The sequence below is a fragment of the Phytohabitans sp. LZ39 genome, from assembly GCF_059359075.1.
On the sequence record NZ_JCADBM010000036.1, the window covers coordinates 18,239 to 33,206 of the forward strand.

At 72.1% G+C, this 14,968-nt stretch carries 14 protein-coding genes; 9 read left to right on the plus strand and 5 right to left on the minus strand.

The annotated features are described in order from the left end of the window. Nucleotides 1-94: 94 nt before the first annotated feature. The 3 genes from AC5L36_RS42180 to AC5L36_RS42190 all read left to right on the plus strand — a co-directional run bounded on the left by AC5L36_RS42180 (nucleotide 95) and on the right by AC5L36_RS42190 (nucleotide 2,773). Nucleotides 95-1,039 (plus strand): NAD-dependent epimerase/dehydratase family protein, encoded by a 945-nt coding sequence (locus AC5L36_RS42180; protein WP_441219929.1) that lies wholly within the window; start codon nucleotides 95-97, stop codon nucleotides 1,037-1,039. A 2-nt stretch (nucleotides 1,040-1,041) separates the two neighbouring features. Continuing rightward, complete coding sequence (locus AC5L36_RS42185; protein WP_441219930.1) at nucleotides 1,042-1,959, plus strand: RNA polymerase sigma-70 factor; 918 nt, start codon at nucleotides 1,042-1,044, stop codon at nucleotides 1,957-1,959. A 589-nt stretch (nucleotides 1,960-2,548) separates the two neighbouring features. After that, nucleotides 2,549-2,773 carry a hypothetical protein gene (locus AC5L36_RS42190; RefSeq protein WP_441219931.1) on the plus strand — a complete coding sequence of 75 codons (225 nt, stop codon included), beginning with the start codon at nucleotides 2,549-2,551 and terminating at the stop codon, nucleotides 2,771-2,773. On the opposite strand, the gene AC5L36_RS42195 is transcribed toward AC5L36_RS42190, so the two are convergent. After that, nucleotides 2,774-4,096 carry an aminotransferase-like domain-containing protein gene (locus tag AC5L36_RS42195; RefSeq protein WP_441219932.1) on the minus strand — a complete coding sequence of 441 codons (1,323 nt, stop codon included), beginning with the start codon at nucleotides 4,094-4,096 and terminating at the stop codon, nucleotides 2,774-2,776. 68 nt (nucleotides 4,097-4,164) lie between these two features. Here AC5L36_RS42195 and AC5L36_RS42200 point away from each other — a divergent pair, with 68 nt between their 5' ends. Beyond that, complete coding sequence (locus AC5L36_RS42200) at nucleotides 4,165-4,950, plus strand: alpha/beta fold hydrolase (protein WP_441219933.1); 786 nt, start codon at nucleotides 4,165-4,167, stop codon at nucleotides 4,948-4,950. Nucleotides 4,951-4,993: 43 nt separating this feature from the next. After that, nucleotides 4,994-5,395 (plus strand): hypothetical protein, encoded by a 402-nt coding sequence (locus AC5L36_RS42205; protein ID WP_441219934.1) that lies wholly within the window; start codon nucleotides 4,994-4,996, stop codon nucleotides 5,393-5,395. Here AC5L36_RS42205 and AC5L36_RS42210 read toward each other — a convergent pair. After that, nucleotides 5,382-6,509, minus strand: a complete 1,128-nt coding sequence (locus tag AC5L36_RS42210; protein ID WP_441219987.1) for an epoxide hydrolase family protein — start codon at nucleotides 6,507-6,509, stop codon at nucleotides 5,382-5,384. The genes AC5L36_RS42205 and AC5L36_RS42210 overlap by 14 nt on opposite strands. 72 nt (nucleotides 6,510-6,581) lie before the next feature. Between AC5L36_RS42210 and AC5L36_RS42215 the strand changes: the two genes are divergently transcribed. The 3 genes from AC5L36_RS42215 (at nucleotide 6,582) to gnd (ending at nucleotide 9,963) form a co-directional block, all read left to right on the plus strand. Then, nucleotides 6,582-7,529 carry a helix-turn-helix transcriptional regulator gene (locus AC5L36_RS42215; protein WP_441219935.1) on the plus strand — a complete coding sequence of 316 codons (948 nt, stop codon included), beginning with the start codon at nucleotides 6,582-6,584 and terminating at the stop codon, nucleotides 7,527-7,529. A 130-nt stretch (nucleotides 7,530-7,659) separates the two neighbouring features. Beyond that, nucleotides 7,660-8,451, plus strand: coding sequence for a hypothetical protein (locus AC5L36_RS42220; protein WP_441219936.1), 792 nt, complete (start codon nucleotides 7,660-7,662; stop codon nucleotides 8,449-8,451). Nucleotides 8,452-8,538: 87 nt separating this feature from the next. Continuing rightward, on the plus strand, nucleotides 8,539-9,963 hold the full coding sequence (gene gnd, locus AC5L36_RS42225; RefSeq protein WP_441219937.1) for an NADP-dependent phosphogluconate dehydrogenase: 1,425 nt from the start codon (nucleotides 8,539-8,541) through the stop codon (nucleotides 9,961-9,963). Nucleotides 9,964-10,288: 325 nt separating this feature from the next. Here gnd and AC5L36_RS42230 read toward each other — a convergent pair whose 3' ends face one another. Continuing rightward, complete coding sequence (locus AC5L36_RS42230) at nucleotides 10,289-10,870, minus strand: hypothetical protein (protein ID WP_441219938.1); 582 nt, start codon at nucleotides 10,868-10,870, stop codon at nucleotides 10,289-10,291. A 39-nt stretch (nucleotides 10,871-10,909) separates the two neighbouring features. Continuing rightward, complete coding sequence (locus AC5L36_RS42235) at nucleotides 10,910-11,875, minus strand: S1C family serine protease (protein ID WP_441219939.1); 966 nt, start codon at nucleotides 11,873-11,875, stop codon at nucleotides 10,910-10,912. Between the two features lie 73 nt (nucleotides 11,876-11,948). Between AC5L36_RS42235 and AC5L36_RS42240 the strand changes: the two genes are divergently transcribed. Then, nucleotides 11,949-12,611, plus strand: coding sequence for a response regulator (locus AC5L36_RS42240; RefSeq protein WP_441219988.1), 663 nt, complete (start codon nucleotides 11,949-11,951; stop codon nucleotides 12,609-12,611). Here AC5L36_RS42240 and AC5L36_RS42245 read toward each other — a convergent pair. Next, nucleotides 12,571-14,874: an HAD-IC family P-type ATPase gene (locus AC5L36_RS42245; protein ID WP_441219940.1), complete on the minus strand. Its 2,304-nt coding sequence runs from the start codon at nucleotides 14,872-14,874 to the stop codon at nucleotides 12,571-12,573. The two genes, AC5L36_RS42240 and AC5L36_RS42245, sit on opposite strands and share 41 nt — an antisense overlap. Between the last annotated feature and the right edge of the window lie 94 nt (nucleotides 14,875-14,968).

Genomic DNA, 14,968 nt, shown 5'->3' on the forward strand with positions numbered 1-14,968 from the left:
GTTAGGGTCGGTCATGTGAACTGGGTAACTGGCTGTCATGGGGTGTCGGGGCGTCTCGTCTGTAGTTGGTGAGCACGACGAACGGAGAGACGTCATGAAGATCTTCATCGCCGGAGCGTCCGGCGCGATCGGCAGCCAGCTCGTTCCCCAGCTCGTGGCGCGTGGTCACCAGGTATTCGGCACGACCCGCTCGGCGGCCAAGGCCGGAGCGCTGCGCGCCCTCGGCGCCGAGCCGATGGTCGTCGACGCGCTCGACCCGGACTCGGTGGCCGACGCCGTGGCGAAGGCCGAGCCCGAGGTGGTCGTCCACCAGCTCACCGCGCTGGGCGGACCGCCGAAGTTTCGCGAGGTGAAGCGGATGGCGGCCGCCACCAACCGGCTGCGCACCGAGGGCACCGACCACCTGCTCGCGGCGGCACGCGCGGTCGGCATCCGCGCGTTCGTGGCGCAGAGCAACGCGATCTGGGTAGACCGCAGCCGCGGTCCGGTCGTCGACGAGACCGGCCAGCTCGAACCGCACCCGCCAGCGAGCGCCGAGCCGCTGGTGGCCGCGCTGCGCCACCTGGAGGAGTCGGTGACCGGCATCGGCTGGGCCGAGGGCATCGCGATCCGCTACGGCGCCTTCTACGGCCCGGGGACAGGCGTCGAGCTCGCGCCGGGCGCCGTCATGACCGAGCTGGTCCGCAAGCGGCGGGTGCCCGTCATCGGCGACGGTGGCGGGGTGATGTCGTGGGTGCACATCACCGATGCCGCGTCGGCGACGGTCGCGGCCATCGAGCGCGGAAAGCGGGGCATCTACCACGTCGCCGACGACGAACCGGTGCCGGCGCGCGTCATCCTGCCGGAGCTGGCCCGCGCGCTCGGTGCCAAGCCGCCGCGGCACGTGCCCGCCTGGCTCGTGCGCCTGGCGGCCGGCGAGGCACCGGTGCACATGATGACGCGCGCCGCCGGCATCTCCAGCGAGAAGATCAAGCGCGAACTCGGCTGGGCGCCGCGGTACCCGAGCTGGCGCACCGGCTTCGTCGAGGGACTGCGATAACGATGGATCTGTACAGCGAGCTCCGGCCGCGCGCTTTCGCCATCGCGTACCAGATGCTCGGCAGCGTCAGCGAGGCCGAAGACGTGGTGCAGGAAGCGTTCCTGCGGATGCACCAGACCCTGCGGCGGGACGAGCGGATCGCCTCGCCGCGGGCCTACGTCGCCACGCTCGTGACCCGCCTGGCCATCGACCAGCTCCGCTCGGCACGGGTGCGGCGGGAGCGGTACGTGGGTGAGTGGCTGCCGGAGCCGCTGGTCACCGATCCGACGCCGGCCGAGCACGCCGAGACGGCCGACTCACTCTCGCTGGCGTTTCTGGTGTTGCTGGAGAGCCTGTCGCCGCGCCAGCGGGCCGCGTTCCTGCTGCGCGAGGTCTTCGACTATCCGTACACCGAGGTCGCCGAGATCATCGGCTCCGATGTGGACAGTGCGCGGCACCTTGTCGCGCGGGCCCGCGCCCACGTCCAGGAACGCCGCCCGCGCTACCACGCCACCCGGCGGCAGCGGGAGGAGCTGGCACAGCGCTTCTTCGCCGCCGCCGAGCAGGGCGACCTGGAGGCCCTGGAGGCCTTGCTGGCACAGGACGTCGCGCTGCACGGCGACGGCGGCGGCAAGGCGCCCGCGGCGTCCCGGCCGATCAACGGCCGCACGCGCGTGGCACGCGCCATGTCGACCGGCGTGTCGATCCTGCCGCGCCTCGGCGTGCGCATCCAGCTCACCGACGTCAACGGCCAGCCCGGCGCCGTGGCCTTCGACGCGGAGGACCGGCTGGTCGGTGTCGTCGCGCTCGACATCGCCGACGGCCAGATCCAGACGATCCACGCCATCGTCAACCCCGACAAGCTGCGCCACATCGACCAGGTCGGCGACCTGGAGGCCCTACTACGCGACCACCGCCCCGCCCGACGGCCAACCGGCTAGAGAGCTTTCGGAGTCGAGGCCACCAGCGGCTCGCCAGGGCTCGCCGAGATCCCAGACCTCCGCTGCCAGCTCCCCCGGACAAGCCCATCCGTGCGCCACCATGGACTGCGTGGGGGGTCGGGCTTCACAAGACCGGGGTAGATCTTGGTACGAAGCTGCCCCTATGGCGGCCAATTCGTACCAAGATCTGCTGTGCCGAGAAGCTGCCGCGACGTCCCGTCGTGGTCCCGACCGCCGCGACGTAACCTGACCCGTTCCGCCGCTGGTCACGCTCACCCCGGGGACGTGCCTCGCACGGGGGTCACCGTCACCACGGGTAACCGCCGCATCGGCGTGAAACAGGATCCGATGCCAGATCTTGGAGAGTTAGGGCGCATATCAACCCTAAGTCTCCTAGATCTCAAAGCCCCCGCGAGCCGCCGGCCTCCGCGGTCTCCGGCGGGAGCGGCGGCCCGCAGGTGACGCCATCGGGGTCTCCTCGAGTGGGTGGGAGTGGCGCGCCGGTTCTCGACATGGGCGCTTGGCGGGTTTGTAGGGTGTGATCAGCCCCGGCCACCCGGCCGGGGTGATACCCGATCTGGGAGGACCTGTGGCGGTAAGTGCGGATCTCGCGAAGCTGCTCGACAAGGCCTACGAGGACAAGACGCTCGCCGAGCTCGTGGACGCCCCGGTGGCCGCGCTCTCGGGCGTGAGCGAGGGCGACGCGCAGCTTCTCAAGAGTGCCTTCAACATCACCACGATCGGCGACCTCGGTCGCAGCAAGTACTTCAAGGCCGCCCAGGCGCTGGTCAACCTCTCCGACGGCGCCAAGTAGTCACTCGACCCCGGGGTAGTCACCGCGGGCCACGGCTGCGAGCACATCCAGGGCCACGGAGAGCGTGTCGACGGGTGGGGCCGCGAGGGCCAGGCGCACCGCGTTGGGCGAGTGGGCCGGACTCACGGCGAACGCCGCCGCCGGGGTGACCGCGATGCCGTGGCGGGCCGCGGCGGCCACGAAGGTCTCCGCCCGCCACGGCTCCGGCAGCTCCCACCAGCAGTGGTAGGCGTGCGGGTCGCCACGCAGGGCGTACCCGTCGAGGATCTTGCCGGCGACGCGCTGGCGCTCCGCGGCGTCGCGTCGCTTGGCGCGGACGAGGGCGGCGGTCGTGCCATCGGCCATCCAGCGCGTCGCGGCCGCGAGCGCGAAGCCGCCGGCCGCCCACCCACCGGAACGCAGCGCCGCCGCCACCCGATCCGCGACGGCGCCACCGGGCGTGACCACGAAGCCCAGCGTAAGGCCGGGCGACAGGCGCTTGGAGAGGCTGTCGACCACCAGTGTCCGCGCGGGCGCGTGGACGGCGAGCGGTGCCGGCTCGTCGCGCAGGAACGCGTAGACCGAGTCCTCGATCGCGTAGACATCCAGCTCGTCGAGCGTGGCGGCCAGCGCGGCGCGGCGGTCGGGCGGCATGGTCACGCCCAGCGGGTTGTGCAGCGTGGGCTGGAGGTAGACGGCGCGCACGCGGGCGTCACGCAGGGCCTCCGGCACCAGGCCGCCGGCGTCCATCGGCAGCGGCACGAGCGTGACACCGAGCCGCGCGGCGATGCCCTTGACCACCGGGTACGTCAGCGCCTCCACGCCCAGCCGCTCCCCCACCGGCACGAGCGCGGCGACCGCGGCGGCGATCGCCTGCCGGCCGTTGCCGGCGAAAAGGATCCGCTCCGGCTCGGGCGTCCAGCCGGCACGGGCGAGCACCGGCGCGGCCGCCTCCCGGGCGCCGGGCGGCCCGGTGACCGTCGCCGGCGCGAGGGCGGGCGCCAGCGCGTCCGCGCGCAGCAGGCCCTCCAGCGCGGGGGCGAGCAGCGCCGGCTGCTCGGGAAGCACCGAGAAGTTGAGCTCCAGGTCGACGAGCGCGCCGGCCGGCTCGGTGAGCGCGGGCTGGGCCGGGGGCGCGGCGGCGCGGACGAACGTGCCCCGGCCGACCTCACCGGTGGCCAGGCCGCGGCGGATCAGCTCGCCATACACCCGGGCGGCGGTGGAGCTGGCGATGCCCCGCGACCGGGCGAAGGCCCGCTGCGTCGGGAGCCGCTCGCCCGGCCGCAGCCGCCCGGCGGCGATGTCACCGGCCAACGCGTCGGCGATGAGGCGGTAGTCGTCCACAAGACCCCCATTGCACTCGGTGCAATGACGTCATTGCACTTAGCTATTGCACCACATAGCCTCGATGCATGGCTACGGCGACAATCGGAGACATCACGATCGGGTACGACGACGAGGGCACCGGCGACGCGCTGGTGCTGGTGCACGGGCACCCGTTCGACCGGAGCATGTGGCGGCCGCAGGTCGCGCACTTCAGCCGCGCCGGCTGGCGGGTGATCGCCCCCGACCTCCGGGGATACGGCGAGAGCACGGTCGTGCCCGGCAAGACCACGCTGGACGTCTTCGCCCGCGACATCGCCGGGTTGCTCGACCGGCTGGGCGTGGAGCGGTTTGTCCTCGGTGGACTCTCGATGGGCGGCCAGATCGTGCTGGAGTGCCACCGCCTCTTCGCGCACCGCCTCCGCGGTCTGGTGCTCGCCGACACCTCCGCGCCGGCCGACACCGAGCCGGGCCGGGAGCGGCGCCGAGCCACCGCCGAGCGGCTGCTCCGCGAGGGCATGGGGCCGTACGCCGGCGAGGTGCTGCACAAGATGGTGTCCCGGAGCGCGCCACCCGAGGTGATCATGCACGTGCTGGGCATGATGCGCGGCACCGACCCGGAGGGCGCGGCGGCCGCGCTGCGCGGGCGGGCCGAGCGCCCCGACTACGTCGCGATGCTCGCCGAGGTGGCGGTGCCCACGCTGGTGGTGGTCGGCGCGGAGGACGAGTTCACGCCGCTGGCCGACGCGCGCCTGATGAGCGACACCATCCCGGACGCGACGCTGGTCGTGGTCGAGGGCGCGGCACACATGCCCAACCTGGAGCGCCCCGCCGACTTCGACGAGGCGCTCCAGTCGTTCCTCAAGTCCCTCTGATACCGCGTTGCGGGGTGGCCAGCCCACGACCATCATCGAGGCTGTGAACCTCGCCGGGCCCTTTCCCCTGACCTGGTGCGTCGTCGCGAACGTCGCACGGGAGGTCGACACTGGCCACGGCGGCCTGGTGATCCGGTCCGGCCTTCGCCACTTCGGCCCCGGTGCGCGGCTCTGGGTGTTGCGCGCGGGCTTTCAGGACTCCTACGGAAAGGTCACCGTGGTCGGCCGGCACCGCGGACGCGGGCACCGGTACATCAACATCACCATCGCGCGCCGTGGCCTGATCGACTATCGGGTTCGCCCGGTCTACAGTCCTGCCGTACATGCCGCCCTTACCCGGCCCTGGATACGCGACGAGCACCGTCCGGCGCCCCTGTGGGACAGCCCGGAGCAGGCCCAGGAGTACGCGGACCTGTGGAACGAGGACCTCCTCAAAGCGATCTGAAGAACTCGCGCACGTCGGCGACGAGCAGGTCGGGCGTCTCCAGGGCGGCGAAGTGGCCGCCGCTCTCGTACTCGGCCCAGTGCGTGATCGTGTGGCCGCTTTCGGCGAAGTGGCGGATCGAGATGTCGGTGGTGAAGACGGCCACGCCGGTCGGGACCGGCGACTTTTCCTTCGGTGTCCACATGCTCGTGTCGTGGAAGCGCTCGTAGTAGGAGTTTGCCGAGGAGCGCGCGGTGTTGGTCAGCCAGTAGAGCATCACGTTGGTCAGCAGCCAGTCCCGGTCGACCGCGTCCTCGGGCAGCTTGACCGCCGGGTTGGTCCACTCGTAGAACTTCTCCACGATCCAGGCGAGCTGGCCGGTCGGCGAGTCGGTCAGCGAGTACGCCAGCGTCTGCGGCCGGGTGCCCTGGACCTGCATGTAGGCGCTCATATCGTCCTGGAAGCGCTGGAACAGGGCCATCCGCTCCTGCTCCCGCTCGGTCAGCGAGACCTCCTCGCCGGTGGGAAACGTGACGAGCCCGTTCACGTGCACGCCGATCACGTTCTCCGGCGCGAAGCGGCCCATCTCCGGCGCGACGAAGGAGCCCACGTCACCGCCCTGCACGCCGTAGCGCTCGTAGCCGAGCCGCGCCATCAGCTCGGTGAACGCCTTCGCCACCCGCCCGTCGGTCCAGCCCGCCTCGCGGATCGGGCCGGAGAGGCCGTATCCGGGCAGGGACGGGATCACGACGTGGAAGGCGTCGGCCGGGTCGCCACCGTGCGCGGCCGGGTCGGTCAGCGGCCCGATCAGGTCGAGAAACTCCAGCACCGAACCCGGCCACCCGTGGATCAACACCAGCGGCGTGGCGTCCTCGACCGCCGAGCGGACGTGCAGGAAGTGCACGCGGGTCCCGTCGATCTCGGTGGTGAACTGCGGGATCTCGTTGAGCCGCGCCTCGTGCGCCCGCCAGTCGTACCGGTGGCGCCAGTGGTCGGCCAGCTCCGTCAGGTAGGCCAGTGGCACGCCTCGGGTCCAGCCCACGTCGGGCAGTTCGTCCGGCCAGCGGGTGGCGTCGAGCCGGCGGTGCAGGTCGTCGAGGTCGGCCTGGGGAACGTCGATGCGGAAGCTCTCGATTTTCGTCATGAACACCACGCTAGGAGCTGGTTAGGTCAAGTTCGGTCCTAGCTCCGTGGCAATCTGGAGCGCATGTGGGAAACCTCGGCGCGACTGCTCAAGCTCCTGTCCCTGCTGCAAAACCGGCGCGACTGGTCCGGCGCCGAGCTGGCCGAGCGACTGGGCGTCACCCCGCGTACGGTGCGGCGCGACGTGGAGCGGCTGCGCGGGCTCGGCTACCCGGTGCACGCGGTGCCGGGCGTCGCCGGCTACCGCCTGGGCGCGGGCGCCGCGCTGCCGCCACTGCTGCTCGACGACGAGGAGGCGGTCGCCGTAGCGGTCGGGCTCCGCACCGCCGCCGGCGGGTCCGTGGCCGGCATCGAGGAGACGTCGGTACGCGCGCTCGCCAAGCTGGAGCAGGTGCTCCCGTCCCACCTGCGCCACCGCGTCAACGCGCTCCAGAGCGTCACGGTGCCGCTCACCGCCGGCGGCGCCACGGTGGACCCGGCGACGCTGACCGCCATCGCGTCCGCGTGCCGCGACAGCCACCGGCTCCGGTTCGACTACCGGCAGGCGGACGGCACGGAGAGCCGGCGGGACGTAGAGCCATACCGGTTGGTCCACACAGGACGGCGCTGGTACCTGGTCGCGTGGGACACCGGACGGGCCGACTGGCGCACGTTTCGGGTCGACCGGCTCGCCCCGCGTACGCCCACCGGCCCCCGCTTCCAGCCGCGCGAGCTGCCCGCCGACGCCGCCGCGTACGTGTCGCAGTCGGTCGCCTCCGCGCCGTACCGGTACCAGGCGAGGATCCTCATGCACGCGCCGGTGGAGGTCGTCGCCGAGATGGCGTCGCCAACGGCCGCGCGGCTGGAGGCGGTCGACGAGCACAGCTGCGTCCTGCACGCGGGCGGCAACTCGCTCGACGAGATGGCCCTCTACATCGGACTCAAGGGGATCGACTTCGAGGTGCTCGACCCGCCGGAGCTGGTCGACCACATCCGGGCGCTCGCGCAGCGGCTCGTCAGGGCCAGCGGGTGACCGGTTCACCACTAGTCGTGTTTGTCATGTCCTTCATCCGCGAAAGGCGCGAATACGGTGCCTTTCGCTCTCCCCACGACCCGACTTAGCGTGGCGTCTGGAGATTTGGGTCCACCCGGGGGTGAGGAGCGTGTGGCGTTTCGCAGGTCGTCTGGGCGTGGTGCTCGGCGTCCTCGTCGTATCCACTGCCGTGGCCACCTCCCCCGCCTCCGCGGCGCAGGGGGTCACGGTGCGGATCTCCGAGGTCACCGGGCAGTTCGAGGCGGGCGAGGCACCGGCACAGATGACCGTGGTGGCCACCAAGCGCGGCCGTGAGTGCATCAAGGTGCGCTGGTCGCTGGTGCTCAGCGTGGAAAACATGAGCCTCGACCAGATCACCATCGACCGGCGCGAGGAAGACGGCTCGTTTCCGGTCGACTTCCAGGCCAACGGCGCCGAGGGGCGGCTGACCGACGAGCGCCTCGACCCGGGCACGCTGTGCCGTGGTCGTACGGTCACCGCGCGCTACACGATCGCGTTCGACGACGACGCCACCGGCGGCCGGCTGTCGCTGCGCGCCGAGGCGTACGACGCCCGAAACGAGTTCTTGGAGAGTGACACCGCCACCCGCAACATCCAGGGTGACGCCTCACCCTCGCCCTCACCCACGCCGACCGAGGAGGAGGCCGTCGAGCCGAGCGAGGAGGCGGAGGCCCCGATCGCCGGCGCCGGCGTCGGCGGGCCGACCACCCCGGCGGCCAACACCGGCGGCTCCGGTCTGCTCCCCGTGGGCCTGGCGGTCGGCGGGATGATGGTCTTCCTCGGCCTGACGCTGCTCCTGCGCGCCCGGCGCAAGCTGCTGCGCACCCAGCCGGCGGGCCGCCCCGGCGTGCGCGGCGCGTGGCACGGCAACGCCGCGCGCACCATCCGGGAACGCCGGTAGCCGTGCGTTGATCTCATCTCCTGGCCGGCAGACTACGTATGTAGTGCAGAATCGAGCCATTGCTCGGCCGTGAGGGAGGAAGACCTAATGACGGAGTTGGCGCGCATCGGGGTCACGGGGCTGGCGGTCATGGGCCGCAATCTCGCCCGTAACCTGGCGCGGCACGGCCATGCGGTGGCGGTGCACAACCGCTCGTACGGCCGGACCAAGGAGCTGGTCGAGGAGTTCGGCCACGAGGGCACCTTCCTGCCCGCGGAGACCGCGGAGCAGTTCGTGGCGAGCCTGGAGCGACCCCGCCGCCTCGTGATCATGGTGAAGGCCGGCGCGCCCACCGACGCCGTGATCGACGAGTTCGCGCCGCTGCTCGAGCCGGGCGACATGATCGTCGACGGCGGCAACGCGCACTTCGCCGACACCCGCCGCCGCGAGCAGGCGCTGCGCGAGCGCGGGCTGCACTTCGTGGGCGCCGGCATCTCCGGCGGCGAGGAGGGCGCGCTGCACGGGCCCAGCATCATGCCCGGCGGCTCCCCGGAGTCGTACGAGGCGCTCGGCCCGCTGCTGGAAGACATCTCCGCGAAGGTCGACGGCACGCCGTGCTGCACCCACGTCGGCCCGGACGGCGCCGGACACTTCGTAAAGATGGTGCACAACGGCATCGAGTACGCGGACATGCAGCTCATCGCCGAGGCGTACGACCTGCTGCGCCGCGGCGCGGGCCGCGAGCCCGCCGAGATCGCCGAGATCTTCCGCGGCTGGAACCAGGGGCGGCTCGGCTCGTACCTCATCGAGATCACGGCCGAGGTGCTCGCGCACACCGACGCGGCCACCGGCAAGCCGTTCGTCGACGTGGTGCAGGACCAGGCCGAGCAGAAGGGCACCGGCCGCTGGACCGTGCAGATCGCGCTCGACCTCGGCGTCCCGGTCAGCGGCATCGCCGAGGCGGTCTTCGCCCGCTCGCTCTCCGGCGACGCCGACCTGCGCGCGGCCGCCCGCCACCTGCCCGGCCCGGTGCCGACTGGCGCATCCGACCTGCTGGTGGAAGACGTCGAGCAGGCGCTCTACGCGTCGAAGATCGTCGCCTACGCGCAGGGCTTCAACCAGATCCAGGCCGGCAGCGCCGAGTACAACTGGAACATCGACCCGGGCGCCATGTCGACGATCTGGCGTGGCGGCTGCATCATCCGGGCCAAGTTCCTCGACCGCATCAAGTCGGCGTACGACAGCAACCCGGGCCTGCCCTCGCTGCTCGTCGACGACTACTTCCAGGAGGCCGTGCGCGGCGCGCAGGACGCCTGGCGGCGGGTCGTGACGACCGCCACGTGGCTGGGCGTACCGGTGCCCGGCTTCTCGTCCGCGCTGGCCTACTACGACGGGCTGCGGGCCGAGCGCCTGCCGGCCGCGCTGGTGCAGGGCCAGCGCGACTTCTTCGGCGCGCACACGTACCGCCGGGTCGACCGCGAGGGCAGCTTCCACGTGCTCTGGGGCGGCGACCGCGGCGAAGTCTCCGCCTGACCTTCGCTACGCCGGCGGCGGGGCCCCTCGTGGGACCCCGCCGCTTTCGTCAGGCGGCCCCGGGCGGCTGATCCCGATCACGCCTCGCCCCCGCCGCCCTCAAGAGGGCAGCCCTGTCACTGTCTGGGCGGGTATACGGGACCCCGCTGGGAATTCACGCCCAAGAGGGCTGCCCTCTTGGGGCGGGTGGGGAGGGCTTGGCGCGCGGAGGTGGCAGCGGAGGTCGGGGATTTCGGCTCGCTCTGCGAGCCGCCGACCTCTGCGGTCTCCGGCGGGAGCGGCGGTCCGCAGGTGACGCGGACCGGGGTAAATGTGCACGTGCCTCTTATGAGTCTTCGACCTCGGTCCGCGCTTTTTCGCAGGCGGTCGTCGCCTGGCGCAGGGCGGTGCTGAGCGCGGCGTCGTTGTCGGCGTCGGCCGCGTCGACCGCCTCGGTGAAGCGCCGCATGCACGGCAGCAGCACGTCGCGCTCCTTGGTGACCTTGTCGAGCGACTCCTTGTTTTTCGCCAGGTCGTCGGTCGCCGTCTTGAGGTCGGCCTCGAGCTTGGTGATCTTGTCGTTATTGGCCTTGATGGTGTCGTCCCGATCCGAGACCTGGCTGTTGAGCGTGTCCCGCGTGTCGCCGAGCTGGCTGCTCTTCGCCACGTACAACCCGGTCATCACGCCGGCCAGCAGGAAGAGCGCGACCGCCGCCACGACCGCCACAAGCATCGACGACCGCCCCGCCGGCTGCTGTCCATAAGGGACACCGGTGGCCTGCGGTGCGCCGGAGATGGCGTACGGCGGAGTGCTCGTCGAGGGCCAGCTCCCAGTGGGCTGCGGCTGCGGCGGGTAGCCGGGGTAGGCCGGCGACTGCGGCGGGTACTGCTGCTGCGGGTCTTCCGGCTGGTACCCGGGGTGGGTCATCGCTCTTCCTCCTGAGGGGCTGGACTCTGTGAGGCCTGCCTAGCAGACCCGAAACTTGGCGCAGGCGGTCTGTATGGGGGTGGCCAGCCCGATCCCCTCGGCGTCCTGGGCCTTGAGGCTCGCGATGCCCACCACCTGCTTCGAGGTGTTGACGACCGGGCCGCCGGAGTTGCCCGGGTTGATCGAGGCGTCGAACTGGATGAGCGCGCCGCGGCCGCCGTCGCTCTCGCGCAGCGCGCTCACCACGCCGACGGTGACGCTGTCGGTCAGGCCGAGGGGCGAGCCGACCACGACGATCTGCTGTCCCGACTTCACCGGCTCGGTCGACGTGGCCAGGCCGGCGAACTCGGACTCCGCGGACAGCACCGCGATGTCGTTGAACTGGTCGACGTCGGTCACGGTGGCCGCGAAGGTCTGGCCGTCGCGCTCCAGCTGGACCCGGTTGGCGCCGCGACCCCAGACCTCCTGCACCACGTGGTAGGCGGTCAGCAGCCGGCTGGTGCCCGAGCGGGGGGTGCCCACCGCGAACGCGGTGCCGGTCAGCTTGCCCGCGCTGATGCGGTAGACGCTGGGCAGCACGGCCGCGGCCACCGCCTGCGGGTCGAAGACCTTGCCGGCCTGCTCGCCGAGCTGGCTGACCTGGCCCTCCAGGCTGTCGAGTCGCTGGTCGTCGCTGGACTGCACGCGCTCGGCGTCGGCGCGGGCCGTGGTCAGGTCGCCGCGCAGGTCGCTGATCTGGCGCGCCTGGATGATCGCCACCGTGCCGAGCCCGAGCGTAAGCACGACCGCCACGACGGCGAGCACGAACGCCGCGCGGCGCGGCTTGGGCGCACCCGAGGCGGCGGCCCCGGAGACCGGTGCCGGCGGCGGATAGCCGGGCGGCGGGGGCAATGCCGGAGGTGGATAGCTGGGCGGGGGAGCCTGCGCGGGCACCGGGAGCGGGACGCGGCCGGTCGGCTCCTCGGAGCCCGGGCCGCCTCCCCCGGGTCCGTGCGCAGTGGTCACCGGTCAAGGATCGCATCGAGGCGCAAGCTCGCCCATATCGATCTGACGCACGATCGGCCCGGGTAGCGTCGGCCTGGTGATCCGTGTGCTGCTCGCCGACGACGAGGCGATGATCCGGGCCGGTGTGAAGGCGATCCTCGCCGCCGACGACGAGATCGAGGTGGTGGCCGAGGCCGGTGACGGCCGCGAGGCGGCCGACCTCACGCTCGCCCACCGCCCTCACGTGGCGCTGCTGGACATCCGCATGCCGCGCCTCGACGGCCTCGCGGCCGCCACGGAGATCCGCCGGGCCGCGCCGGAGACCGCGGTGGTCATGCTCACCACGTTCGGCGAGGACGAGTACATCGCCCGCGCGCTCGGCGACGGCGCGAGCGGCTTCCTGCTCAAGTCCGGCGATCCGCGCGAGCTGATCACCGGAGTGCGCGCGGTGGCCGGCGGCGCCGCGTTCCTCTCGCCGCGCGTGGCCCAGCGCGTCATCAGCGAGCTGCGCGACGGCCGGATGAGCCGCGGCGCGGCGGCCCGCACCCGCACCGACGCGCTGACCGAGCGGGAGCGCGACGTGCTGGCCCTCGTCGGCGCGGGACTGTCCAATGCGGAGATCGCGAAGCGGCTCTTCCTCGTGGAGGGGACGGTCAAGAGCTACGTGAGCGCGATCCTGACCCGGCTCGGCGTGCGCAACCGCGTGCAGGCGGCCATCATCGCGTACGAGGCGGGGCTTGTCGCAGCAGACGAGTGACCAGCTCCAGCGACAGCCCCGCGGCCGCCGCGATGGCCACCGCCAGGCCGGGCGCGCGGCTTCCGACCAGCTCCAGCTGGAAGAAATCCTGGAGGAACGGGACCACCAGCACCACCGCGAACGCGCCGCCCATCGCGGCCACCAGCAGGATCCGCCACCAGGTGTACGGCCGCGCGATGATCGCCAGCGCCCACAGCGCGACGAGGAAGAGCGTGAGGGTGGCGGCGGACGTCTCGGCCTCCAGGTTGCCGTCGTAGACGCCGCGGGCGGTCAGGTACGACGTGATCGTGGCCGCCGCCGCGAGCGCACCCGCCGGTACGGCGAAACGCAGCACGCGCCCGACGAAGCCGCCCCGGGCCCGCTCGGTGTTCGGCGCGAGCGCGAGGAAGAACGCCGGGATGCCGATCGTCAGCGAGCCGATGAGCGTGAGGTGGCGGGGGAGAAACGGGTACGGCACCTGGCTCAGCACGACGATGACGGCGAGCAGCACCGAGTACACGGTCTTGGTGAGGAAGAGGTTGGCGACCCGCTCGATGTTGCCGATCACCCGGCGCCCCTCGGCCACCACCGACGGCAGCGCGGCGAAGCTGTTGTCCAGCAACACGATCTGCGCCACCGCGCGGGTCGCCGGGCTGCCGGAGCCTATCGCCACGCCGATGTCGGCGTCCTTGAGCGCGAGCACGTCGTTGACCCCGTCGCCGGTCATCGCCACGGTGTGACCGCGGGCCTGGAGCGCGGCGACGAGGTCACGCTTCTGCTGTGGTCCCACGCGGCCGAAGACCGTGCCCTCCTCGACCGCGTCGGCCAGCTTCTCCCGGTCTTCGGGGAGCGTGCGGGCGTCCACCGGGCGGTCGGCGCCGGGCAGGTCGAGCGCCCGCGCCACCGCGCCGACGGAGACCGCGTTGTCTCCCGAGATCACCTTCACCGCCACGCCCTGCTCGGCGAAGTAGCGCAGCGTTTCCGGGGCGTCCGCGCGCAGCCGCTGGGCGAGCACGACGAGCGCGGCGGGCCCGTCGTCACCGGCGAGCAGCAGCACCCGCAGCCCGCGTGCGCCGAAGGTGTCGGCATCGGCGAGCAACGGGTGGCCGGCCGGCAGGAGCACGTCCGGGGCGCCGATCCGCCACGTCGCGATGGTCCCGTCGGGCGCGGTGAGCACGGCGCCGCTCCAGCGCCGCGCCGACGAGAACGGCGTCCGCTCGCTGATTGTCCACTGTGGTGGTTGTGGGTACGCGGCGGCGATCGCGCGCATGCTCGCGTTGGGGCGCTCGTCGGCGGCGGCGAGGAGGCCGAGGACCGCCTCGACCGGTGCCGGCGAGACGGCACGGACCTCGGCCACGGCCATCTCCGCGTCGGTCAGCGTGCCGGTCTTGTCGAGCGCGACGACGCTCACCCGGGCCAGGCCCTCGATCGCGGGTAGCTCCTGCACGAGCGTGTTTCGCCGGCCGAGCCGGATCACGCCGACCGCGAACGCCACCGAGGTGAGCAGCACCAGCCCCTCCGGCACCATCGGCACCAGCCCGCCCACCATGCGGCGTACCGCCTCGGGCAGGTCGTCCCGGTTGACCAAGAGCTGGCTGGCCACGAGTGCCAGCCCGGTCGGGATGATCATCCAGGTGACCACCCGCAGGATCGTGTTGATCCCGTTGCGCAGCTGGGAGTCGACGAGCGTGAAGCGGCTGGCCTCCTCGGCGAGCCTTGCCGCGTACGCCTCCCGGCCCACCTTGGTGGCGGTGAAGGAGCCCGCGCCGGACACCACGAAGCTGCCGGAGAGCACCTGGTCGCCCGGCTTCTTGACGACCGGGTCCGCCTCGCCGGTCAGCAGCGACTCGTCGACCTCCAGGTGCTCGGCCTCGGCGACCACGCCGTCCACGACGATCTTGTCGCCCGCGCCGAGCTCGACGAGGTCGTCCAGGACGATCTCCGAGGCGGCCACCTCGACCGCGTGCCCCTCGCGGCGGACCACCGGCCGCGCGGCGCCGACGATCGCCAGCCGGTCGAGCGTCCGCTTTGCCCGCAGCTCCTGGATGACGCCGATCAGGGTGTTCGCGATGATCACGCCGCCGAACAAGGCGTCCTGGATCGGGCCGACCGTCAGGATCATGATCAGCAGGACGCCGATGATCGCGTTGATCCGGGTGAAGAGGTTGGCCCGGATGATCTCCCCGACGCTCCGGCTGGACCGCGCCGGTACGTCGTTCACCTGGCCGGCGGCGATCCGCTCGGCTACCTCGGGTGCGGTCAGGCCAGTCTCCACGCGCAGCATGGGGCCACGGTAGGTAGGCGGCGGGGACCACCGCCCCGGTCGATCGTCACCCGATGACCCTGACTTTCGGCAGGGTTCCACCCCCTGGACCAGC